Origin of the sequence: Streptomyces sp. NPDC048523 (assembly GCF_043199815.1) — a bacterium.
Classification (GTDB): Bacteria; Actinomycetota; Actinomycetes; order Streptomycetales; family Streptomycetaceae; genus Streptomyces.
Genome location: NZ_JBICWQ010000002.1, coordinates 788,824 through 810,140, shown reverse-complemented (window position 1 = coordinate 810,140; position 21,317 = coordinate 788,824). Strand labels below are relative to the sequence as shown.

Genomic DNA, 21,317 nt, shown 5'->3' with positions numbered 1-21,317 from the left:
GGAGCTTCCGGAGGGGGCACATCCATGGGTTCGACGACTCGAAGACGCCGTATGGCGTCCTTTGTCGGGGCGACCGCACTCGCGGTCACCGCGGGCGGCGCACTGGCCTGTCCGGCCGGTGCCGCCACCAACGTGGACTTCGCCACGCACTGCATCCCGCCCGCGGTCGCGGGCATCCCACCGATCGACGGCACCACGACGGCCGCCATCGCCGTGGACAACACCAGCCCCAAGGTGGGCGACACCGTCACCGTGACCTACACGGTGGTCAAACCCGCCGCCAGCAACCCCACCGCCATCGCACTGCCGGCCGACATCATGACGCCGACCGGCAAGGTCACCCTCGGCGGGGCCCAGACCGGCGCCGTGACGGTCGCCGGACCGAAGAAGAACGACCCGGTGCCGGGCAACGGCGCCTTCCCGTCGTTCTCGATGACCGGCACCTTCAAGGTCACCTCACCCGGCGCGATCACCCTGTCGCCCGGCGACTACAACATCCACACCAGTTACATCCTCGAACTGGACACCCCCTGCACGGTGATCACCCCGCCCGCCCCGGTCTCCGAGACGGTCACCGCGACGGACGCGAACCCCGTCAACCAGCGGGACATCGCACTGGGTTCGGCCTCCGGGAAACCCGGTGACAGCGTCACGGTCACCGGCAGCAAGTTCACCCCCGGTGCGGCGGTCACCCTGGCCGGGCGGGCCGGCGCCGCCCAGACCGCGGACACCGCCACCGTCACCGCCGACTCCTCGGGCGCCTTCAGCGGATCGCTCGTCGTCAAGGACAAGACGACGACCGGTGTCGTGGCGTACGAGGGCAGCGCGTGGAGCGACGCCAAGGGAGCGGGACCGAAGGCGTACGTCGTCGTCGACGACACGCCCGTGCCCGCAGGCAGCCAGAAGGTCACCACCACGGTGAAGGCCGGCACGCTGTCCATGTCCCAGGCCGGGGACACCGTCAGCCTCTCGCCGGTGGACTACGGCAAGGGCGGGCCCTCGACCGGTGACCTGAACAAGGTGACCGTCAAGGACTTCCGCGGCGGACCCGCCGGCTGGTCACTCACCGGCAAGGTCACCGACTTCACCGGACCCGGCGCCAAGATCGACGCCGGTGCGCTGAGCTGGAGTCCCACCTGCGCTACCAAGGCGGGCAGCCCGAGCACCTGCCAGGCCGGTTCCGCCGGCCCGGTCGGATCCTCGGGGGCGACTCTCGCGTCCACGCCCAACGCCGCGCTCACCGGCGGCGAGTTCACCGCGGGCGCCGGACTCTCCCTGAACGTACCGGCGTTCACGCCTCCCGGCACGTACTCCGGCGTTCTCACCCTCACGCTCAGCTGACCGTACGGGCGCCCGCACCCGCCCGTCCGTCCTTCTCGCACCCGTGGGGGTCCGCACCCATGCGCAAGCTGTACGTCCTTCTCCCGAGTCTTCTCCTCAGCCTGTTCCTGGCCACGGCCGCCGCGCCCGCGTACGGCGCCGACAACGGCAGCTGGTCCGTGTATCCCGCCGCCTCGCAGATCGCCGCGCGGCCCTACTTCTATCTCTCCGCCGACCCCGGGCAGAGCATCGACGACAAGGTGGTCGTCAGCAACAAGACCGGTCGGCCGCTGACCTTCCGGCTCTACGCCGCCGACGCCTACAACACCGCCCGCGACGGCGGTTTCGCCGTGCGGACGGTCGTGGAGAAGCAGCGCGGGGTGGGGGTCTGGGCGAGGCCCGCGAAGTCCCGGGTGACCGTCCCCGCGCACGGCGAGGTCACCGTGCCGTTCACGCTGTCGGTGCCCGAGGGCGCCGAACCGGGCGACCATCCCGGCGCGCTGGTGGCCCTGGACGAACGGATCGACAAGGGCGACGGCGCGGTGGCGCTCGGCGTGCAGCGGGCCGTCGCGGCCCGGATCTACCTTCGCGTCGGCGGGCCCACCGTGCCGGCGATCGCCGTCGAGGACGTCCACGTCAGCCACCACCAGCCGTTGGTACCGGGGTTGGGGGACAGCAGTGCGACGATCTCGTACACCTTGCGCAACACCGGCAACGTCACCCTGAACCCGAAGGTGGAGCTGCGGGCGACGGGACTGTTCGGGCGTACGCTGCTCGCCCGTGAACTCGCGCGGATCCCGGGGGAGTTGCTGCCCGGCCAGCGGGTGCGGCTGAGCGAGCCGTGGCGGGGCGCACCGCAACTCGACTGGGGCGACGTGAAGTTGACGGCGAGCGCGAAGGACACGCGGGAGTCGGTGAGCGCGTCCTTCTTCGCGTTGCCGTGGCTGGTCGCGGTGGTGCTGTTCGTGGCGGTTGTCGTGGGTGGGGTGTTGGGGATCCGTCTGCGACTGCTGCGCCGTCGTGGCTTGTCGCGCCCCGCGGCGGAGCCGCACATCGATGCAGCCCCGCGCCCCTAAAGGCCCTTCCGCGCCCCCGCTCTAAAGCGCGTCCGGCCCGCGCTCGCCCGTCCGTACCCGTACGACCGTCTCCACCGGCAGCGCCCACACCTTGCCGTCGCCGATCTTGCCCGTGTGGGCGGCCTTGACGATCGCGTCGATGACGGCGTCCGCGTCGGCGTCGCCCACGACGACCTCGATGCGGACCTTGGGGACCAGGTCGACCTGGTACTCGGCGCCGCGGTACACCTCGGTGTGGCCGCGCTGACGGCCGTAACCGCTGGCCTCGGTGACGGTCAGACCGTGGATGCCGATCTCCTGGAGCGCGGTCTTGACCTCGTCGAGGCGGTACGGCTTGACGATCGCGGTGATGAGCTTCATGCCTGGGTCTTGACCTTCTGGGCGTGGGGGACGGAGGACGCGCCGACCGGGGCACCGTGGCCCAGGACGCCGTGATCGTATGCGGTCTCGGCGTGCACCGTAAGGTCCAGGCCGGTCTGCTCGTGCTCCTCGTCGGCCCGGAAGCCCAGCACCTTGTCGATCAGCTTCCCGAGGCCGTACGTCACCAGGAAGGCGTACGCCCCTACGGCGACCACGGCCACCAGCTGCTTGCCGAGCTGGGCGAGGCCGCCGCCGTAGAGCAGTCCCTCCGTGCCGCCGGTCATCTCGCGCACGGCGAACACGCCGATCAGGAGGGTGCCGACGACTCCGCCGACCAGGTGGACGCCGACGACGTCCAGCGAGTCGTCGTAGTTCAGCCTGAACTTCCAGCCCACCGCGTAGGAGCAGACGACACCGGCGGCGAGGCCGACGACGAGCGCGCCGAGGAGGGAGACCGAGCCGCAGGACGGGGTGATCGCGACCAGCCCCGCGACCGCGCCGGAGGCCGCGCCCAGGGTGGTGGGGTGGCCGTCGCGCTTCTGCTCGACGAAGAGCCAGCCGAGCAGACCGGTGCAACCGGCGGCGAGGGTGTTGAGGAAGGCGGCGGCGGCGAGGCCGTTGGCGCCGAGGGCCGAGCCCGCGTTGAAGCCGAACCAGCCGAACCAGAGGAGCCCCGCGCCCATGATGACCATGGGGAGGTTGTGCGGGCGCATGGCGTCCTTCTTGAAGCCCAGACGGGGGCCGAGGACCAGCGCGAGGGCGAGACCGGAGGCGCCGGAGGTGATCTCGACGGGCAGACCGCCCGCGAAGTCGAGCGCGCCGAGCTTGTCCAGGACCCAGCCGCCCGGGCCCCATACCCAGTGGGCGACCGGAACGTATACCAGCAGCGCCCAGACCGGGACGAACACCAGCCACGCCCCGAACTTCGCGCGGTCCGCGATCGCGCCGCTGATCAGCGCCGCCGTGATGATCGCGAAGGTGAGCTGGAAGGTGGCGAAGAGGAGGGTGGGGACGGTGCCGTGGACGCTGTCGGGGCCGAGGCCGCTCATGCCGGCGTGCTCCAGGTCGCCGATCAGGCCGCCGAACGTGTCGTCACCGAAGGCGAGGGAGTAGCCGGCGGCCAGCCACACCACTGTGACCAGGGCGATCGACACGAAGCTCATCATCAGCATGTTGAGGACGCTCTTCGTGCGGACCATGCCGCCGTAGAACAGGGCGAGCCCCGGGGTCATCAGCAGGACGAGGGCGGTGGCGGCGAGCAGCCAGGCGGTGTCACCGGTGTCGATGCGCGCTGCTGCTTGTGCGGCGGCGAGGGGCATGGAGGTCTCCAACGAGGTGGGGGCTCGTCAGAGGGTCACCGGAGTGCGTTTCCGGTTGAGCACGCCGGTGTTTCCGTGATGTTTCATTGCGTGGAGGTTTCGGGAAGCTCACCGGAACGCGGACACTCGGGCGCTTGTACGGCGGGGCTCTGTGGATCAGGGAGAATGGGGCGCATGAGCGTTCGCAGTCAGTCATCCGAGCCGTCGGCCTCGTCGCAGGCACCCCACCGCGCCGGCTTCGCCTGTTTCGTGGGCCGCCCCAACGCGGGCAAGTCCACCCTCACGAACGCTCTCGTCGGGCAGAAGGTGGCGATCACCGCGAATCAGCCGCAGACGACGCGGCACACGGTACGGGGGATCGTGCACCGGCCCGAGGCCCAGCTGATCCTGGTCGACACCCCGGGGCTGCACAAGCCGCGCACGCTGCTGGGTGAGCGGCTGAACGACGTCGTACGCACCACCTGGGCCGAGGTCGACGTGATCGGGTTCTGTCTGCCGGCGAACGAGAAGCTCGGGCCCGGGGACCGTTTCATCGCGAAGGAACTCGCGGGGATCAAGAAGTCCCCGAAGGTCGCGATCATCACGAAGACGGACCTCGTCGACTCCAAGACGCTGGCCGAGCAGCTGATCGCCGTCGACCAGCTCGGCAAGGAGCTGGGCATCGAGTGGGCGGAGATCGTCCCGGTCTCCGCGACCGCCAACAAGCAGGTCGACCTGCTGGCGGATCTGCTGGTCCCGATGCTTCCCGAGGGCCCGGCGCTCTACCCCGAGGGCGACCTCACGGACGAGCCCGAGCAGGTCATGATCGCCGAGCTGATCCGCGAGGCCGCGCTGGAGGGCGTCCGCGACGAACTCCCGCACTCCATCGCGGTGGTCGTCGAGGAGATGCTCCCCCGCGAGGACCGCCCCGCCGACAAGCCCCTCCTCGACATCCACGCCTTCGTCTACATCGAGCGCCCCAGCCAGAAGGGCATCATCATCGGCCCCAAGGGCAAGCGCCTGAAGGAGGTCGGCATCAAGTCCCGCAAGCAGATCGAGGCCCTCCTCGGCACACCCGTCTTCCTGGACCTCCACGTCAAGGTGGCGAAGGACTGGCAGCGGGATCCCCGACAGTTGCGGAAGCTGGGGTTCTAGGAGCCTTTACGGGGTCGCTTCCTGCGTGGTCAGGTCCTGCAGCCCCACCACCCTGAGCAGTTGCAGTCGTTCGTACGCCTCCGTTCCCGGGCGGGCCGTGTGGACGACCAGGAGGTGGTGGTGTTCGTGGCTGACCATGACCTCGCAGTCGAGTTCCAGCAGGCCCACCACGGGGTGGACGAAGCGTTTCGTCGCCCTGTTGCGCTGGGACACCTCGTGTTCGTCCCACAGGCGCGCGAACTCCTCGCTGCCCGCCCGGAGTTCGGCGACCAGCGCGGCCGGTTCCGGATCGTCGGGGCGGGCCGCGGCAACCGCGCGCAGGGTGGCGACCTGGGTGCGCGCGTGCTCCGCGAGGTCCTCCTCGGGGAAGAGCGTGCGCGCGGCCGGGTCCAGGAAGAAGCGCCGGACCAGGTTGCGGTCGCGCCGCGGGCGGGACATCGCGTCGCCCACCAGCGCCTTCGCCATCGCGTTCTGCGCCAGCACCTCGCCGCAGTCGTTCACGACCTGCGCCGGGGTGTCGTGCAGCCGGTCCAGGATCAGCAGCAGCCCCGGACGGACGTGCGCCGACGCCGTCTCGCGGCGCGGGGGCTCCTCGCCGGTCAGGTGGAACAGATGGTCCTGCTCCACGTCGGTCAGGCGCAGCGCCCGGGCCAGCGCGGTCAGCATCTGACGGGACGGCCGGGGGCCCCGGGACTGCTCCAGCCGCGTGTAGTAGTCCACCGACATCCCCGCCAGCTGCGCCACCTCCTCGCGGCGCAGCCCCGGCGTGCGGCGCCTGGCGCCCGGCGCCAGACCCACGTCGGACGGGTTCAGCCGGGCACGGCCACGGCGCAGGAAGTCGGCGAGTTCGGCTCGGTTCACCCCTCCAGCGTGCGTCACCCGGTCCGGCTTATCCAGGGTCTGCCGATCCCCCGATCAAGAGGTCTCTCCCGGTGCCCGCCCGGCCGTTCCACGCTGGTCCGGACGAGAGGAGCAGCACATGCTGACATTGGTGACAGGTACGACGGGACAGGTCGGCCGGCGCTTCGTACCGAGGCTGCTGGCGCAGTCCCGGCCGGGCGAGCAGGTACGGGTGCTGGTGCGGGACACGGCCCGCGGTGAGCCCTTCGCGGAACTCGGCGCCGAGGTCGTCGTAGGAGATCTCCGCGATACGGACGTGCTCGGCAAGGCTGTCGCCGGGGTGGACGCGGTCGTGAACGTCGCCGCGTCTTTCCGGGGCGTGCCGGACGAGGAGGCTTGGGCCGTCAACCGGGACGCGGCCGTGGAGCTGGGCCGTGCCGCGGTGGCCTCCGGTGTTCGGCGGTTCGTGCAGGTCAGCACCGGTCTGGTGTACGGCGAGGGGCGGGGGCGCCTGCTGACGGAGGAGGACGAGAGCCGGCCCGGCGGGTCCATGTGGGGTGCCTATCCCGCGTCCAAGGCGGAGGCCGAACGGGAGCTGTTCGCGCTGGAGGGGCTCGACGTGCGGGTCGGGCGGCTGCCCTTCGTCTACGGCGAGGGGGATCCGCATCTCGCCCAGTCCCTGATGTGGGCGAAGAACTGGGCGTCGGCCCAGCGGCTGCACATGGGGCACCACGCGGATGTCGCCCAGGGGCTGTTGCGGATCCTGCACGCACCGGGCATCTCGGGGCGGGTGTACAACATCGCCGACGACGCACCCGTGACGGCGGTGGAGTTGTATCAGCTCAACGGGGTGGAGATCCCGGGCGAGTTGTACGAGCGGGTCGATCCCGACCCGTGGCTGGTGATCATGTCCACGGAGCGGATCCGGCGGGAGCTGGGGTACCGGCCGGTGTATCCGTCGGTTTACGCGGCTCGGGAGGCTGGAGCGCTGTAGCTCTGGGCCGGTTGTCGTCTGCGGCGCGGTGGGGGCTGGTCGCGCCCACGCGGCGGAGCCGCACATCGACACAGTCCCGCGCCCCTGGGTGTGTCTACTCGACGTTTCTTATGCGGCCGACCAGCGCCGCTCCCGCCAAACCCACCACCGCCGCCAATCCGTACAGGACCCGGTACCCCCCGAGGTGCGTGACGATCGGTGCGGCGATGGCGGGGGCGGCCACCTGGGGCAGCGAGTTGGCCACGTTGATGACGCCCAGGTCCTTGCCCCGGTCGAGAGCAGTCGGCAGGACATCCGTCATCAGCGCGAAGTCGACCGACATGAACACCCCGAGGCCCACCCCCAGCAGCGCCGCCACGACGATCGCGCTCGGCCAGGTCTGCCACACGGCGAGCACTCCCGTGGCCACCGCCATCAGCACGCCGGACCAGCGCACGAACGGCTTGCGGCGGCCCACCCGGTCCGACCAGACGCCGCCCACGACCACGGTGGCCAGCAGCGCCACGCTGTCCACCACGGTCAGGATCAGCACGCCCCGCTCGGGGTCGTCGTAGTGCAGGCGGTCCCGCAGGTAGTACAGCAAATACAGAAGCACCAGCGCGTTGCTGAGGTTGATCAGGAAGCGGGTCAGCCAGGCCCAGGCGAAGTCCGGGTGGCGGCGCGGGCTCAGCCAGAAACCGCGCGCGAACGACCGCCAGGACCAGGCGGGACGGTCTGCGGGCCTGAGTGTGAGATCCCGGTGGCGGAGCACGTACGGCAGGACGCCCGCCAGCGTGAACACCGCGCACGCCGCATAGCCCGCCGCGATCCCGCCCGCCGCCGTCGCGAGGCCCGTGCCGACGACCGCGCCCAGGATCTGCGCCGCCCCGATCCAGCCGCCCACCGCGCCCCGCTGGAACCGCGGCACCCGGTCCGGGACGGCCGCCGTGACCGCCGCGAAGGACGCGTTCAGGGTCAGCTGGACCAGACACCAGCCCAGTGTCATGACCCACAGCCCGCCCGCCCCGGCGAGCACCAGCAGCGACAGCGCGCCGCCCGCCGCACCGGCCACGATCCACGGGCTGCGGCGGCCCCAGCGGGCCGTGGTGCGGTCCGAGAGCGCGCCGAAGAACGGGTTCGCCGCCAGGGACACCACCGCGGCCACCCCGGTCACCCAGGCCAGCAGGGTCTCCTTCGACATACCGGTGCCGGGCGCGAAGTCCTCCGCCTGCCGGGCCAGCAGGATCTGGAGCGGGCCGTACCAGCCCACCCAGATCGCCACGTTGGCCAGCGAGAGGGACGCGGTCCAGCCCTTGCCGACGCGCTCGACGGGCTCCGAGAGGGCCGTGCTCACCGCTGTGCCCGGAGCAGCTCCCGGTACCACGCGTACGACGCCTTCGGCGTCCTGGCCAGCGTCTCGAAGTCGACGTGCACCAGCCCGAACCGGCGCGCGTACCCCTCCGCCCACTCGAAGTTGTCCATCAGCGACCACACGAAGTACCCGCGTACGTCCACGCCCGCCTCGACCGCCTGGTGCAGGGCGCGGATGTGACCGTCCAGGTAGGCGATCCGGTCCTGGTCGTCGACGCCCTGGTAGGAGCAGCCGTTCTCGGTGATGACGACGGGCGGGAGACGGTCGCCGTAGCGCGCGTGGAAGGCGGTGAGGAGTTCGGTGAGCCCCTCGGGCACCACCGGCCAGCCGAAGTCCGTCACCGGGACGCCCTCGATCTCCTGGACGGAGAAGGGCAGTTCGGCGGGGATCGTCAGTCCGCCGAACTCGATGTCCTCGCCCTGCGGGGCGCCCACGCGGGTCGGGGCGTAGTAGTTGACTCCGTAGAAGTCGAGCGGCTCGCTGATGACCTTGAGGTCGGCGGCCACGTCGCCCGGCATCAACTCGCCGAGGCCGGAAGGGTATTCGCCCAGCAGCAGAGGGTCGGCGAACAGCCGGTTCAGCAGCAGGTCGTAGAAGTCCGCCGCCTCCAGATCCGGTTGCTCCTGGGAGGCCGGCCAGGTCGGGCCGTGCGAGTTGGCGATCCCGATGTCCGTGGCGCCGGCCGCGCGCAGGGCCTGGACGGCCAGGCCGTGGCCCAGGAGCTGGTGGTGGGCGGCGGGCAGCGCGTCGAACATCAGCTGCTTGCCCGGGGCGTGGGCGCCGAGCGCGTGGCCGAACAGGGTGTGTTCGGCGGGCTCGTTGAGGGTGATCCACTTCTTGACGCGGTCGCCGAGCCGGTCGGCCACCAGGGACACGTACTCGGCGAACCGGGAGGCCGTGTCCCGCTCCAGCCAGCCGCCCCCCTCCTGAAGCGTCACCGGCAGGTCCCAGTGGAAGAGCGTCGGGACGGGACGGACGCCCGCCGCGACCAGTTCGTCCACGAGACGGTCGTAGAAGTCGAGACCGCCCTCGGAGCGCACCCGCGGCCAGGAGACGGAGAAGCGGTACGCGTCCACGCCCAGTCCGGCCAGGAGGGACACGTCCTCCTGGTAGCGGTGGTAGTGGTCGCAGGCCACCTCCGCCGTCGAGCCGTCCTTCACCCGTCCCGGTTCGGCCGTGAAGGTGTCCCACACGGACCGCTCGCGCTTGTCCGCCGCGCCCTCGATCTGATGGGCCGAGGTGGAGACGCCCCACAGGAAGCCGGCCGGGAACTGGGGGAGGGGATGCTCTTGAGTCGCCATGCGCCGGATCATCCGTACCGGCGGGTAGGGAAGTCAACGGGCAGGCGGGAACAAGCAGTTACGCGCCCTCTTTGAGTACTTTCGAGATCAGCTGCCGCTGCTCCTCCGTGAGCCGGGGATCGGCCGCGTAGACGGTCCTGCCGTCCACGGTGATCTCGTAGCTGAAGCCGTCCGGAACCCCGATGGGCCGGGTGCCCCGGCCGGCGGCGAGAGCCTTCTCGGCCAGGGCCTGCCATTCGTGGGCATCGGGCCGCCCGGAGGTGTCCACCTCCTTGTGCCGCTCGATGCCCGCGAACCCGCCCGTGCGCCGCACCTGAATACGCATGGGTCCCTGTCTAGTACGGACTCACAGGATCCGCACCCCGACCTGCTCCCAGGCCTTCGACACGGCCTGGAGTTCGTCGCCCTCGTTGAAGCGGGCCTTCGCCGCCGCGACCGTGAGCTTCGCGAAGTCGGTGAACAGGGCCCGCTCGGAGAGCTCGCCGCCGGTCAGGACGTCGTACCAGATCTGTCCGGCCTTCTCCCAGGCGTGGCCGCCGAGGGCGCTCGCCACCAGGTAGAACGCGTGGTTGGGGATACCGGAGTTGATGTGCACGCCGCCGTTGTCGCGGCCGGTGCGGACGTAGTCGTCCATCGTCGCCGGCTGCGGGTCCTTGCCGAGCACGTCGTCGTCGTACGCCGTGCCGGGCGCCTTCATCGAGCGCAGTGCCTTGCCGGAGACGCTGGGCGCGAGCAGGCCCGCGCCGATCAGCCAGTCGGCCTCCGCGGCGGTCTGGCCGAGCGTGTACTGCTTGATGAGCGAGCCGAAGACGTCGGACATCGACTCGTTCAGGGCACCCGGCTGACCGTAGTACGTGAGGTTCGCGGTGTGCTGCGTGACGCCGTGGGTGAGTTCGTGGCCGATGACGTCGATCGGGATGGTGAAGTCGAGGAAGATCTCGCCGTCGCCGTCGCCGAACACCATCTGCTCGCCGTTCCAGAAGGCGTTGTTGTAGTTCTCGTCGAAGTGGACGGTCGCGTCGAGCGGGAGGCCGTCGCCGTCGATGGAGTGGCGCGCGTAGGCCTTCAGGTAGAGGTCGAAGGTGGCGCCGAGACCCGCGTAGGCGCGGTTGACCGTGGCGTCCTGGCCGGGCTCGGAGCCCTCGGCGCGGACCTTCCTGCCCGGCAGGTCCGTCTTGTGCCCGGCGTCGTAGAGGGTGCGCAGCGGCTGGTCCGACGGTGCCTTCGCCGTGGGCGCGGCCGCGAGGCCGAACTCGGTCGTCACGCGGCGGCGGCCGCGCAGCTCGCTGTCGCGCATCAACGTGCGCCGGGCGGGACCGGAGAGTGCGGGGTCGTCGTTGCGGGCCAGCTTGTCCAGGACGTGTGGCGGTACGACGGTGCAGAAGACGGGCTCGAAGCCCCCGTGAGTCGTCATGCCCGGCACCCTTGCACTGAGTCATGACCGTGTCACTAGCCGCAACCATGATTGGTGAAATATACGGACAGGGAAGCGCACGCTCCGTGACGAAGTGGTATGGCGCACTTTTTGTCCGCTTCACTCCCTTTCGATTCCCTGGTCCCGCATACTGATACAGCGCCCCGCGCCGAGAGCGGCTCCGCTAGCATTCTGCGCATCATGCGTTTCGGGCTGCTTCTTCTTAGCTGCCGCGGCGAGGGCCTGTAGTCCAGGTCGACTCCCTCCCCGCGGAGCTTCGCGTTGCGTGTCGGCCGTCCTTCCCGGACATCCTGAGGAGCCCCGCAATCATGGCGAACCGCCAGCAGCCCACCACCATGCCGATCCACAAGTACGGCCAGTACGAGCAGGTCGACATCCCGGACCGCACCTGGCCGAACAAGCGGATCACCGTCGCCCCCCGCTGGCTCTCCACCGACCTGCGCGACGGCAACCAGGCGCTGATCGACCCGATGTCTCCCGAGCGCAAGCGCCGGATGTTCGACCAGCTGGTCAAGATGGGCTACAAGGAGATCGAGGTCGGCTTCCCGGCCTCCGGCCAGACCGACTTCGACTTCGTACGCTCCATCGTCGAGGAGCCGGGCGCGATCCCCGACGACGTCACGATCTCCGTACTGACCCAGGCCCGCGAGGACCTGATCGAGCGGACCGTCGAGTCGCTGAAGGGCGCCAAGCGCGCCACCGTCCACCTGTACAACGCCACCGCGCCCGTCTTCCGCCGCGTGGTCTTCCGCGGCTCCAGGGACGACATCAAGCAGATCGCCGTCGACGGCACCCGCCTGGTGATGGAGTACGCGGAGAAGCTGCTGGGCCCGGAGACGGAGTTCGGCTACCAGTACAGCCCCGAGATCTTCACCGACACCGAGCTGGACTTCGCCCTGGAGGTCTGCGAGGCGGTGATGGACGTCTACCAGCCGGGTCCGGGCCGCGAGATCATCCTCAACCTGCCCGCCACGGTGGAGCGTTCCACCCCGTCCACGCACGCGGACCGCTTCGAGTGGATGCACCGCAACCTCTCCCGCCGCGAGTACGTGTGCATCTCGATCCACCCGCACAACGACCGCGGTACCGCCGTCGCCGCCGCCGAACTGGCGCTGATGGCCGGCGCCGACCGCGTCGAGGGCTGTCTGTTCGGACAGGGCGAGCGCACCGGCAACGTCGACCTGGTCACCCTGGGCATGAACCTGTTCTCGCAGGGCGTCGACCCGCAGATCGACTTCTCCGACATCGACGAGATCCGTCGTACGTGGGAGTACTGCAACCAGATGGAGGTCCACCCGCGCCACCCGTACGTGGGCGACCTGGTCTACACGTCCTTCTCCGGCTCCCACCAGGACGCCATCAAGAAGGGCTTCGACGCCATGGAGGCCGACGCGGCCGCGAAGGGCGTCACCGTCGACGACATCGAGTGGGCGGTGCCGTACCTGCCGATCGACCCCAAGGACGTCGGCCGCTCCTACGAGGCCGTCATCCGGGTCAACTCCCAGTCCGGCAAGGGCGGTATCGCGTACGTCCTGAAGAACGACCACAAGCTGGACCTGCCGCGCCGGATGCAGATCGAGTTCTCGAAGCTCATCCAGGCCAAGACGGACGCCGAGGGCGGCGAGGTCAAGGGCTCCGACATCTGGGCGGTCTTCCAGGACGAGTACCTGCCCAACCCCGAGAACCCGTGGGGCCGTATCCAGGTCAAGAACGGGCAGTCGACGACCGACACGGACGGCGTGGACACGCTGAAGGTGGAGGCCACGGTCGACGGCGTCGACACCGTTCTGACCGGCTCGGGCAACGGCCCGATCTCGGCCTTCTTCGACGCGCTGGCCAAGGTCGGCATCGACGCCCGGCTGCTGGACTACCAGGAGCACACGATGAGCGAGGGCGCCTCCGCGCAGGCCGCCTCCTACATCGAATGCGCGATCGACGGCAAGGTTCTGTGGGGAATCGGGATCGACGCGAACACGACGCGTGCGTCGCTGAAGGCGGTCGTCTCCGCCGTCAACCGATCCGCTCGATAATCACTCTGACCGGCGGTTTCGGGGCCTTGGTCGCTGTATACGGCGATCAAGGCCCCGTCGTTTATCGGCCATCGGCGCGTGGAGGTCACGGGTAGGTCTCGTCGGGGGTGCTGACTCCGCCTCACTCATGTGGCTAACATCACGCAAGCGCGGCGATGTTGCCGCGGGGTTACGCGGAGGTGCGACGTGCTGCCAGAACGGGGACGAAACGGCCGTGCCACCAGGCCTGCGCGCCTCCTGGGTACCCGTACCGCGTGGACGACCGTCGGCGACGGCGAGTTCTTCTGCCCCGGCTGCGGGGGCGACCGCAACTTCCGGCGGCTGACGGGCCGTCGCCGCCTCGTCCTGCTGGGGGTCCCGGTCCTGCCGCGCGGGGACACCGGCCCGGTGGTGGAATGCGCGGCCTGTCAGCGCCACTTCGGCACCGACGTCCTCGACCATCCGACCACGACCCGTTTCTCGGCCATGCTCCGCGACGCCGTCCACACGGTCGCGCTCGCGGTCCTGGCGGCGGGCGGCACCTGCTCGCGCACCTCGCTGGAGACCGCGGCCGCCACGGTCCGCGCGGCGGGCTTCGACGACTGCACCGAGGGCCAGCTGGAGGCCCTGGTCGAGGCCCTCGCCGAGGACACCGGCCGGGTCTACGACCGCCCGTGCGGGGCCGGCCTGGCCATAGAGCTCCACGAGGCCCTCGACCCGCTCGCCCCCCACCTCGCCCCGCCGGGCCGCGAGTCGATCCTCCTCCAGGCGGCCCGCATCGCCCTCGCGGACGGCCCGTACACCCCGGCGGAACGGGACGTCCTCACGACGGTGGGCTCGGCCCTGACGATCTGCGCGGACGACGTGGCGAGGCTGTTGGCAGCGGCGCGGACGCCGTCCTGACATTCCAGTGGCGGGGCCCGCGAGTGGGGCCTGCTGCGGACGGCCCGTGGGACCTCCTCACCACCGTGGGCTCGGTCCTGACGACGTGACCAGGCTGCTCGTGACGGGCCCGGACGCCCTCCTGATACTCCCCGGGGAGTAGTCCGCGCCCCGGGTCACCCCTGGCAGTAGCCCCCGACTCGCCCTCCCGCCCGACGAACCGCGGGTCTTGCGCCGGGAGTCTGGAAGCGATTCAGACGTCCGACCGGAGGGAGGCCCGTCATGGGGGCCGCAAAGATGAGCGCACGGCGACGACGTGCCGTGCCCTGGCTCGTGCTGGGGCTGTGGATCGTCGTGCTGGCGGCCGTGTCGCCGTTCGCGGCGAAGCTCGCGGACGTGCAGCGGGACCGGGCCGTGGACTATCTGCCGGCGAGCGCGGACTCGACGCAGGTCGCGAAGATCCAGGACCGGCTGCCCGGGGGCGAGGCCACGCAATTGGTCGTCGTCTATCACCGGGACGGCGGACTGACGGCGGCCGACAGGGCGACCGCGGCCGGGCAGATCGGGCGGATCGCGGACGCGCACCCGCTCACCGCCGAGCCGCAGGGCATTCCGTCCAAGGACGGGACCACCGTGATGTATCCCGTCGCCAGCACCGAGCCGGGCACCGACGAGAAGGCCCGCGACCTCCTCGTCAACGAGATGCGGGACATCGCGAAGGGCGGGAAGGGGCTCGGCGTCGAGGTCGGCGGGGAAGGGGCCCTCGCCACCGACGCCGGCGAGGTCTACGACTCCCTCGGCGGCCCGCTGCTCTACACCACCGCCGCGGTGGTCGCCCTGCTGCTGATCGTCATCTACCGCAGCCCGCTGCTGTGGCTGGTGCCGCTCGGGGTCGCGGGCATGTCGGAGTTCCTGGCGCGGGCCGTCGCCTACGGCCTCCACCAGGGGTTCGGGACCGCCGTCACCGGTCAGAGCGGCGGCATCATGACGATCCTCGTGTTCGGCGCCGGCACCGACTACGCGCTGCTGCTCGTCTCCCGGTACCGCGAGGAGCTACGGCGCGCCGAGCGGCCGTACGACGCCATGGCGGCCGCGCTGAAGGGCTGCGGCCCCGCCGTGCTCGCCTCCTCCGGGACCGTGGCCGCGGGACTGCTGTGCCTGCTCGCCGCCGACCTCAACAGCAGCCGCGGAATGGGCCCGTTGGGGACGGTCGGGGTGCTGGTCGCGCTCGCCGCGATGATGACGCTGCTGCCCGCGGTCCTGGTGCTGCTCGGCCGCCGGGTGTTCTGGCCGCTCGTGCCCCGCTACGGCAGCACCCCCAAGGTCCGCCGGTCGCTGTTCGCCGCGATGGGCAGCTCGGCCGGGCGGCGGCCGCTCACCGTGCTGGCCGGCGGGGCCGTGCTGCTCGGGGCGCTCGCGCTGGGCGTGCTGAACCTGCCCGGCAGCCTCAAGCAGGAGGACTCCTTCACCAGCAGGCCCGACGCCGTCGCCGCCATGGAGACGCTCGCCGAGGCCTATCCGGAGCGGGGCACCCAGCCCATCACCGTCATCACCCCGGCCGACCGCGCCGACGCGACTCTCGCCACGGCCCGCGGCACCGCGGGTGTCGACAGCGCGCGCAAGGGCCGTACCGGAGACGGCTGGACCGAGATCTCCGTCACCGCGAGGAACGCTCCCCAGTCCGCCGGGGAGACCGCGACCATCAAGGCCCTGCGGGACGGACTCGACGGCTCCTACGTCGGCGGGCCCAGCGCACAGCAGCTCGACCTGAAGGACACCAACGCCCGGGACCGGACAATCGTCGTGCCGATCGTCCTCGTCTCCGTGCTGCTCATCCTGATCGTCCTGCTACGGTCCCTCGTCGCGCCGCTCCTCCTCGTGGCCGCCGTGGTCGCCGTGTGGGCCGCGGCCCTCGGCATCGGCGGGCTGGTCTTCGGGCCGGTGTTCGGGTTCGAGGGCACCGATCCGGGGCTCGGGCTGCTGTCCTTCGTGTTCCTGGTCGCCCTCGGTGTCGACTACGGCATCTTCCTGATGCACCGCATGCGCGAGGAGTCCCTGGCCGGCGCCGAACCGGTCACCGCCGCCCTCACCGCGCTGCGGACCACGGGCGGGGTCATCGCCTCCGCCGGACTCGTCCTCGCGGCCACCTTCGCGGTGCTCACCAACATGCCGCTGGTCCAACTCGTGGAGCTGGGCTTCGTGATCGCGGTGGGCGTGCTCCTCGACACCTTCCTCGTACGGACCTACCTGGTCACCAGCGCGGCCGTCGCGCTGCGGCGGAAGGTGTGGTGGCCGGGGTCGCTGTCCCGGGCGCCCGAGCCGCCGGTCCAGGCCGAGCGTCAGCCGGAACCGGTGTGACGAGGTCACTCATGGGCGCCCTTCCCTCCCGGAAGGGCGCCTTCCGCCCCGAGGATGACACCGTGCAGGAAACCACGAGACCCCGCCCGGGGGACCGCGTCATGGCGGCGGTCAACCGCGACCCGCGGACCGCCCCGCACGGCACCCGCAACGACGCGCTCCTCGCCGTCGCGCTGGCGGTGGCGGCCGTGTGCGGAGCGCTGTTCACCCACGAGGCCCGCCGCCCGGACGCCCTCGGATGGACGCTGCTGCTGGCCGCCCATGTGCCGATCGTGTGGCGGCGGCGCCGCCCGCTGCTCGTGCTGGCCGTGGTGGTGGCGGTGATCGTGCCGTACCACGCCCTCGAGTACAACCACCTCGCCCCCACCCCGGTCGCCTACGTCGCCCTCTACACCGTCGCTGTCACCGGCCGCCCCCTGCGGACGGTCCTGACGGGCGCCATCGTCCTCGGCGTCTCCACGAGCGTCATGCTCACCGTCAGCGCCCATCAGGCCGTCGAACTGCTGCGGACCTCCGGCTGGATCATCGCGGTCCTCTTCTGCGGCATCGACGTCCGCTACTACCGCCAGTACGTCGCCTCCATCGTCGAACGCGCCGTCCGCGCCGAACGCACCCGGGAGGAGGAGGCCCGCCGCCGGGTCGCCGAGGAACGGCTGCGCATCGCCCGTGACCTGCACGACCTGCTCGCGCACAGCATCACCCTGATCGGCGTGCAGACCTCCGTCGCCGCGCACGTCCTGGCCGCCGACCCCGAGCGCCTGGACCGGGAGGCGGTCGCCACCGCGCTCGACGACATCTCCGAGACCTGCCGCACCGCGCGCGGTGAACTCCGTACGACGCTGGAGGTGCTGCGCGACCACGGCCCCGCGGACACCCGTGGCCCGCTGCCCGGCCTCGACGGTCTGCCCGACCTCGTCGCGGCGGCACGCCTCGCGGGCGCCCGCGTCGAACAGGACCTGACAATCCGCACGGACCCACCGCCCGCCGTCGGCGCCGCCGCCTACCGGATCGTCCAGGAGGCGCTCACCAACGCGGTCCGGCACGCGGGCCCCACCCCCGCCGTACGCCTGAGGCTGTACGACGAACCGGGCGCCCTGCGGGTGTCGGTGACCGACGACGGCACCGGGCCCGTCCCGGGCGGCAGCCCCGGCTTCGGACTGGTCGGCATGCGGGAGCGGGCCCGCAGCGTCGGTGGCACACTCGACGCCGGACCACGCCCGGACGGCGGGTTCGAGGTGACGGCGGCGCTGCCGCTCACCGTGGGGGAGGGAACCGTATGACCATCCGCGTGCTGCTCGCCGACGACCAGACCCTGGTGCGGGCCGCGTTCGCCATGCTCGTCGAGTCGGCGCGGGACACGGAGGTCGTCGCACAGGCGGGCAGCGGACGGGAGGCCGTGGAGGCGGTCCGCGCGGTGCGGCCCGACCTGGTGGTCATGGACATCCGCATGCCCGACCTCGACGGCATCGAGGCGACCCGGCTCATCGCGGCCGACGAGGAGCTCGCCGGGGTGCGGGTGCTCGTCCTGACCACCTACGACACCGACGAGAACATCGTCGAGGCGCTGCGCGCGGGGGCCTCCGGCTTCCTGGTGAAGGACACCCGGCCGGCCGAACTCCTCGACGCCATCCGCACGGTGGCGGCCGGCGAGGCGCTGCTGTCCCCGGGACCGACAGGGCGGCTGATCGAGCGGTTCCTGCGCAGCCCCTCGATGCCGGCGCCGGGAGGTGGGCCCGAGTGCCTCTCCGACCGGGAGCGCGAGGTGCTGGCCCTGGTCGCGCGGGGCCTCAACAACACCGAGATCGCGGGCGCACTGGGCCTGAGTCCCCTCACCGCGAAGACCCACGTCAGCCGGATCATGGGGAAGCTGGGGGCGCGGGACCGGGCCCAACTGGTCATCGTGGCGTACGAGTCGGGCGTGGTGACTCCGGGAACCACGGAGACCCGCGACCAGTGAAGGGGCGCCGACCCCTGTACGGCGCCCCTCGAGCCCGATGCGCTTCGCTACTGCACTTGCTGGTACGACGTGTCCTCGGCGGAGTCGTAGATCAGCCGGCCGGTCTTGTCGTAGCCCTTGATGTGCGGGTTCCTGGTGACCTGTTCGGTCAGGGTGCCGGAGGCGACGAACCAGCCGTGGTCGAGGACGGCTTCGCTACTGGCGCCGCCGTAGGAGACGGTCACCTTGGCCACGCTCGGTTCGACCGTGCCGATGAAGCCCCAGCCGAACGGCAGCTTCCAGTTGCCCTTGTCCATGAAGGACTGCTGGTAGAGCTTGTTGTTGTTCGTGTCGGCCAGCACCGGCGGGGAGTCCGGTTGCCGGTCGCTGCCGACACTGATGCCCAGTCCGGAGGCCTCGCCGCCCTTGATGTTGCAGACCAGCCGGGTCTCCTGCGGCTCCTCCTTCACGGCGACCACGAAGATGCCGTCGCCGGGCGAGTTGAGGTCACCGGTGCTGTTCAGCGCCAGGATGATCCGGTACTCGTCGGGCTTGCCCAGGTCCGAGGACGCGGTGCCGCCGTGGGCCACACGGTCGCGGTCATAGGCGAGGCACTTGTCGAGGCCCGACGCTGCCTGCTCCAGCGTGATCCCGTCCCGGAGCTGCCCCGCAGTGGCCGGTCCCGCCGGCCCGCTGGGTGTGGGGGAGGGGGTGGGTGCCGGTGTGGCGCTCGCCGACGCCGTGGGTGTCGTCGCCGTGTCGGCCGTCCCCGTTCCCGCGCCGCCCACCGCGAACGCCCCCACCGGCACCGCGGCCAGGGCCACCAGGGCCGCCCCGGTCACCGCCACCCGGCGTCGTCGCTCGACCACGCCCTGGCGGCGGATCCGCGGATACGGCACCGGCGAGGGCCGGATCGTGTACGCGTCCTCGGAGAGCAGCTCCCGCAGTCGCTCCTCGAAGTCCCGCTCCTCTTCGCTCATTTGGTGCCTCCCTGCGGTGCGCGGTCCATGACCTGCGCGAGCCCCGGATACGTACGCAACTTCGCCAGTCCCTTGGACGCCTGGCTCTTGACGGTGCCCTGCGAGCAGCCGAGCACCTCGGCGGCCTCCGCCTCCGACAGGTCCTCCCAGTAGCGCATCACCACCACGGCCCGCTGCCTGGGCGGCAGTTGGGCCAGGGCGGCCATCAGCACCCCGCGTTCGTCGACCCGGGCCACGGCCTCGTCGCGACCCGCCAGCTCCGGTGGCGCGTCGGTCAGCGACTCCTTGACGCGCCGCTTGCGGAAGCGGTCACTGTTGCAGGTGACGAGCATCCGGCGGACGTACGCCTCCGGGTTGTCGCTGCCCGCCACGCGCCGCCAGGAGCGGTACGCCTTCGCCAGCGCCGTCTGCGTCAGGTCCTCGGCGTGATGGGCGTCGCCGGTGAGCAGATAGGCGGTCCGCACGAGGTGCGACCACCTGGCTCTGACGAATTCCTGGAACCGGTCCTCTTGTTCGGCCTGCATCTTCTGGCACCCTCCCTCGCCCACCAGACCACGGTGGGGGCGGATTCGGTTGCCCGGTCCTCGATGACGGGTTCGAATGGGGTCATGAAGGGGTGGGACGAGAACTGGGACCAGGGCTGGGACGAACACGACCCGGGCGTCCTGCGGCTGCCGTCCGGACGCCTGGTGCGCGGTCGCGGCCTGAGGCACCCGCTGGATCCGGCCGCGCCGGCACCGTCGTACGGCGTCTATCTGCTCGGCGGTACTCCGCCGGAGGTCCCCTGGGCCTCCCGCTGGGTCCGCTGGCCGGACTTCCGCCTGCCGGCGGACCACGGGGAGGCCCGCGAGGCTCTGGTCGACGCCTGGGAACGGTCGGCCGCCGAACGGGTCGAGATCGCCTGCGGGGGCGGCCGGGGCCGCACCGGAACGGCCCTGGCCTGCCTGGCGGTTCTGGACGGGGTGCCCCCGCGGGAGGCGGTCGCGTACGTGCGCGAGCACTACGACCGCCGAGCGGTGGAGACCCCCTGGCAGCGGCGGTACGTCCGGCGGTTCTGACCGGTCAGCCCAGGGCGCCGGCGATCACTGCGGCTGCGTCGGCGATCAGCGCGTCGACCCGTACGGCGTCCTGCGCGGGCATCGTCGACAGCACGGACAGGACGATCGGGTCACCGGCCTCCGTCCAGACGACACCGACGTCGTTGTTGGTGCCGTAGGAGCCGCCGCCCGTCTTGTCGGCGATGGTCCACGTCTTCGGCAGGCCGGCGTGGAAGCGGTCGACGCTGGTCTTGTTGTTCAGCAGCCAGTGCGTGAGCAGTTCCCGGTCCCGCTGGTCCAGCGCGTCGCCGAGGACCAGCCGGCCGTAGGTGCGGCCGATGGCGTACGGGCTCGTCGTGTCCGTGCGCCGCCACGGCTCGGCGGTGTTCAGCTCGGGCTCCCAGCGGTCGAGGCGGGTGATCCGGTCGCCGAGGGAGCGGGCGAAACGGGTGATCGCGGTGGGGCCGCCGAGTTCGCGCAGGAGGAGGTTGCCGGCCGTGTTGTCGCTGTAGGTGATGGCCACTTCGGCGAGCTCGGCGATCGTCATGCCCTCGGCGAGGTGTGCCTCGGTCTGGTCCGAGCCCGGGATCACCAGGTCGTCCTCGGTGTAGTGGATCCGCCGGGCGAGCACCTCCCCGTCGCGGTCGAGGTCGCGCAGGACGGCGGCGGCCGCGAGGGCCTTGAATACGGAGCACATCGGGAAGCGCTCGTCGGCGCGGTACCGGACGGACCGCCTGGCCGTGAGGTGGTGCGCGAAGACGCCGAGCCGGGCGTCGTACCGCTCCTCCAGTGCGCGCAGCCGGGTGGCGACGGCGTCCTCGGCGGCGTACGCGGTCGTGCCGGTCAGGACGGTGGCCGTGCCGGCGGCCAGGAGGGCGCGGCGGGACAGTTTTCCGGAGCCTAAGATCTGTCTCTCCTTCGCTCGGGGACGGAAGCCGATCTCTTCAGTGATCGACGCCCGCGGTCATCCCTTGGTTGCACCGCC

Annotated in this window: 20 protein-coding genes; 10 read left to right on the top strand and 10 right to left on the bottom strand. The window is 71.2% G+C overall.

Going from position 1 to position 21,317, the window contains the following annotated elements:
- Window positions 1-24: 24 nt before the first annotated feature.
- Window positions 25-1,341, top strand: a complete 1,317-nt coding sequence (locus ACGFWE_RS12620) for a beta-xylosidase (RefSeq protein ID WP_393599755.1) — start codon at window positions 25-27, stop codon at window positions 1,339-1,341.
- A gap of 59 nt (window positions 1,342-1,400) precedes the next feature.
- Entirely contained in the window at window positions 1,401-2,396 is a 996-nt protein-coding gene (locus ACGFWE_RS12615; RefSeq protein ID WP_393599753.1) for a WxL protein peptidoglycan domain-containing protein, read from the top strand.
- A 21-nt stretch (window positions 2,397-2,417) separates the two neighbouring features.
- Here ACGFWE_RS12615 and ACGFWE_RS12610 read toward each other — a convergent pair whose 3' ends face one another.
- Both ACGFWE_RS12610 and ACGFWE_RS12605 read right to left on the bottom strand, forming a co-directional pair.
- A complete protein-coding gene (locus ACGFWE_RS12610; RefSeq protein WP_352383789.1) occupies window positions 2,418-2,756 on the bottom strand; it encodes a P-II family nitrogen regulator in 339 nt (112 codons plus the stop codon).
- A complete protein-coding gene (locus ACGFWE_RS12605) occupies window positions 2,753-4,075 on the bottom strand; it encodes an ammonium transporter (protein WP_393599750.1) in 1,323 nt (440 codons plus the stop codon). Before ACGFWE_RS12605 ends, ACGFWE_RS12610 begins: the two co-directional genes overlap by 4 nt.
- Before the next feature lie 165 nt (window positions 4,076-4,240).
- On the opposite strand from ACGFWE_RS12605, the gene era reads away from it, so the two are divergent.
- Entirely contained in the window at window positions 4,241-5,209 is a 969-nt protein-coding gene (era, locus tag ACGFWE_RS12600) for a GTPase Era (protein WP_352383785.1), read from the top strand.
- Window positions 5,210-5,215: 6 nt separating this feature from the next.
- Here era and ACGFWE_RS12595 read toward each other — a convergent pair whose 3' ends face one another.
- Window positions 5,216-6,070: a helix-turn-helix transcriptional regulator gene (locus tag ACGFWE_RS12595; protein WP_393599748.1), complete on the bottom strand. Its 855-nt coding sequence runs from the start codon at window positions 6,068-6,070 to the stop codon at window positions 5,216-5,218.
- Window positions 6,071-6,188: 118 nt separating this feature from the next.
- On the opposite strand from ACGFWE_RS12595, the gene ACGFWE_RS12590 reads away from it, so the two are divergent.
- Window positions 6,189-7,043, top strand: a complete 855-nt coding sequence (locus tag ACGFWE_RS12590) for an NAD-dependent epimerase/dehydratase family protein (RefSeq protein WP_393599746.1) — start codon at window positions 6,189-6,191, stop codon at window positions 7,041-7,043.
- A gap of 94 nt (window positions 7,044-7,137) precedes the next feature.
- Here ACGFWE_RS12590 and ACGFWE_RS12585 read toward each other — a convergent pair whose 3' ends face one another.
- Genes ACGFWE_RS12585 through ACGFWE_RS12570 form a run of 4 tightly spaced genes read right to left on the bottom strand, consistent with a single transcriptional unit; the run spans window position 7,138 to window position 11,109 of the window.
- A complete protein-coding gene (locus ACGFWE_RS12585; protein ID WP_352383779.1) occupies window positions 7,138-8,376 on the bottom strand; it encodes an MFS transporter in 1,239 nt (412 codons plus the stop codon).
- A complete protein-coding gene (locus ACGFWE_RS12580) occupies window positions 8,373-9,695 on the bottom strand; it encodes a GH1 family beta-glucosidase (RefSeq protein WP_393599744.1) in 1,323 nt (440 codons plus the stop codon). Before ACGFWE_RS12580 ends, ACGFWE_RS12585 begins: the two co-directional genes overlap by 4 nt.
- Before the next feature lie 58 nt (window positions 9,696-9,753).
- A complete protein-coding gene (locus ACGFWE_RS12575) occupies window positions 9,754-10,020 on the bottom strand; it encodes a protealysin inhibitor emfourin (RefSeq protein WP_352383775.1) in 267 nt (88 codons plus the stop codon).
- Window positions 10,021-10,041: 21 nt separating this feature from the next.
- Window positions 10,042-11,109: a M4 family metallopeptidase gene (locus ACGFWE_RS12570; RefSeq protein ID WP_352383773.1), complete on the bottom strand. Its 1,068-nt coding sequence runs from the start codon at window positions 11,107-11,109 to the stop codon at window positions 10,042-10,044.
- A 329-nt stretch (window positions 11,110-11,438) separates the two neighbouring features.
- Between ACGFWE_RS12570 and leuA the strand changes: the two genes are divergently transcribed.
- The 5 genes from leuA to ACGFWE_RS12545 all read left to right on the top strand — a co-directional run bounded on the left by leuA (window position 11,439) and on the right by ACGFWE_RS12545 (window position 18,336).
- A complete protein-coding gene (leuA, locus tag ACGFWE_RS12565) occupies window positions 11,439-13,160 on the top strand; it encodes a 2-isopropylmalate synthase (protein WP_393599741.1) in 1,722 nt (573 codons plus the stop codon).
- A 186-nt stretch (window positions 13,161-13,346) separates the two neighbouring features.
- Window positions 13,347-14,042 (top strand): TerB family tellurite resistance protein, encoded by a 696-nt coding sequence (locus ACGFWE_RS12560; RefSeq protein ID WP_352383769.1) that lies wholly within the window; start codon window positions 13,347-13,349, stop codon window positions 14,040-14,042.
- Window positions 14,043-14,303: 261 nt separating this feature from the next.
- The gene (locus tag ACGFWE_RS12555; RefSeq protein WP_393599739.1) at window positions 14,304-16,379 is read left to right on the top strand and encodes an MMPL family transporter; all 2,076 of its coding nucleotides are present in this window, start codon (window positions 14,304-14,306) and stop codon (window positions 16,377-16,379) included.
- An 11-nt stretch (window positions 16,380-16,390) separates the two neighbouring features.
- The gene (locus ACGFWE_RS12550) at window positions 16,391-17,659 is read left to right on the top strand and encodes a sensor histidine kinase (protein WP_352383765.1); all 1,269 of its coding nucleotides are present in this window, start codon (window positions 16,391-16,393) and stop codon (window positions 17,657-17,659) included.
- Window positions 17,656-18,336 carry a response regulator gene (locus ACGFWE_RS12545; protein ID WP_393599736.1) on the top strand — a complete coding sequence of 227 codons (681 nt, stop codon included), beginning with the start codon at window positions 17,656-17,658 and terminating at the stop codon, window positions 18,334-18,336. The genes ACGFWE_RS12550 and ACGFWE_RS12545 overlap by 4 nt, the downstream gene beginning before the upstream one ends.
- A gap of 47 nt (window positions 18,337-18,383) precedes the next feature.
- Here ACGFWE_RS12545 and ACGFWE_RS12540 read toward each other — a convergent pair whose 3' ends face one another.
- Together ACGFWE_RS12540 and ACGFWE_RS12535 are read right to left on the bottom strand one after the other, a co-directional pair.
- Window positions 18,384-19,295 carry a hypothetical protein gene (locus ACGFWE_RS12540; protein ID WP_393599734.1) on the bottom strand — a complete coding sequence of 304 codons (912 nt, stop codon included), beginning with the start codon at window positions 19,293-19,295 and terminating at the stop codon, window positions 18,384-18,386.
- Window positions 19,292-19,819 (bottom strand): SigE family RNA polymerase sigma factor, encoded by a 528-nt coding sequence (locus tag ACGFWE_RS12535; protein ID WP_352383759.1) that lies wholly within the window; start codon window positions 19,817-19,819, stop codon window positions 19,292-19,294. Before ACGFWE_RS12535 ends, ACGFWE_RS12540 begins: the two co-directional genes overlap by 4 nt.
- Before the next feature lie 84 nt (window positions 19,820-19,903).
- Here ACGFWE_RS12535 and ACGFWE_RS12530 point away from each other — a divergent pair, with 84 nt between their 5' ends.
- Window positions 19,904-20,353: a protein phosphatase gene (locus tag ACGFWE_RS12530; RefSeq protein WP_352383757.1), complete on the top strand. Its 450-nt coding sequence runs from the start codon at window positions 19,904-19,906 to the stop codon at window positions 20,351-20,353.
- A gap of 4 nt (window positions 20,354-20,357) precedes the next feature.
- Here ACGFWE_RS12530 and bla read toward each other — a convergent pair whose 3' ends face one another.
- Window positions 20,358-21,272, bottom strand: coding sequence for a class A beta-lactamase (gene bla / locus ACGFWE_RS12525; RefSeq protein ID WP_393600202.1), 915 nt, complete (start codon window positions 21,270-21,272; stop codon window positions 20,358-20,360).
- Between the last annotated feature and the right edge of the window lie 45 nt (window positions 21,273-21,317).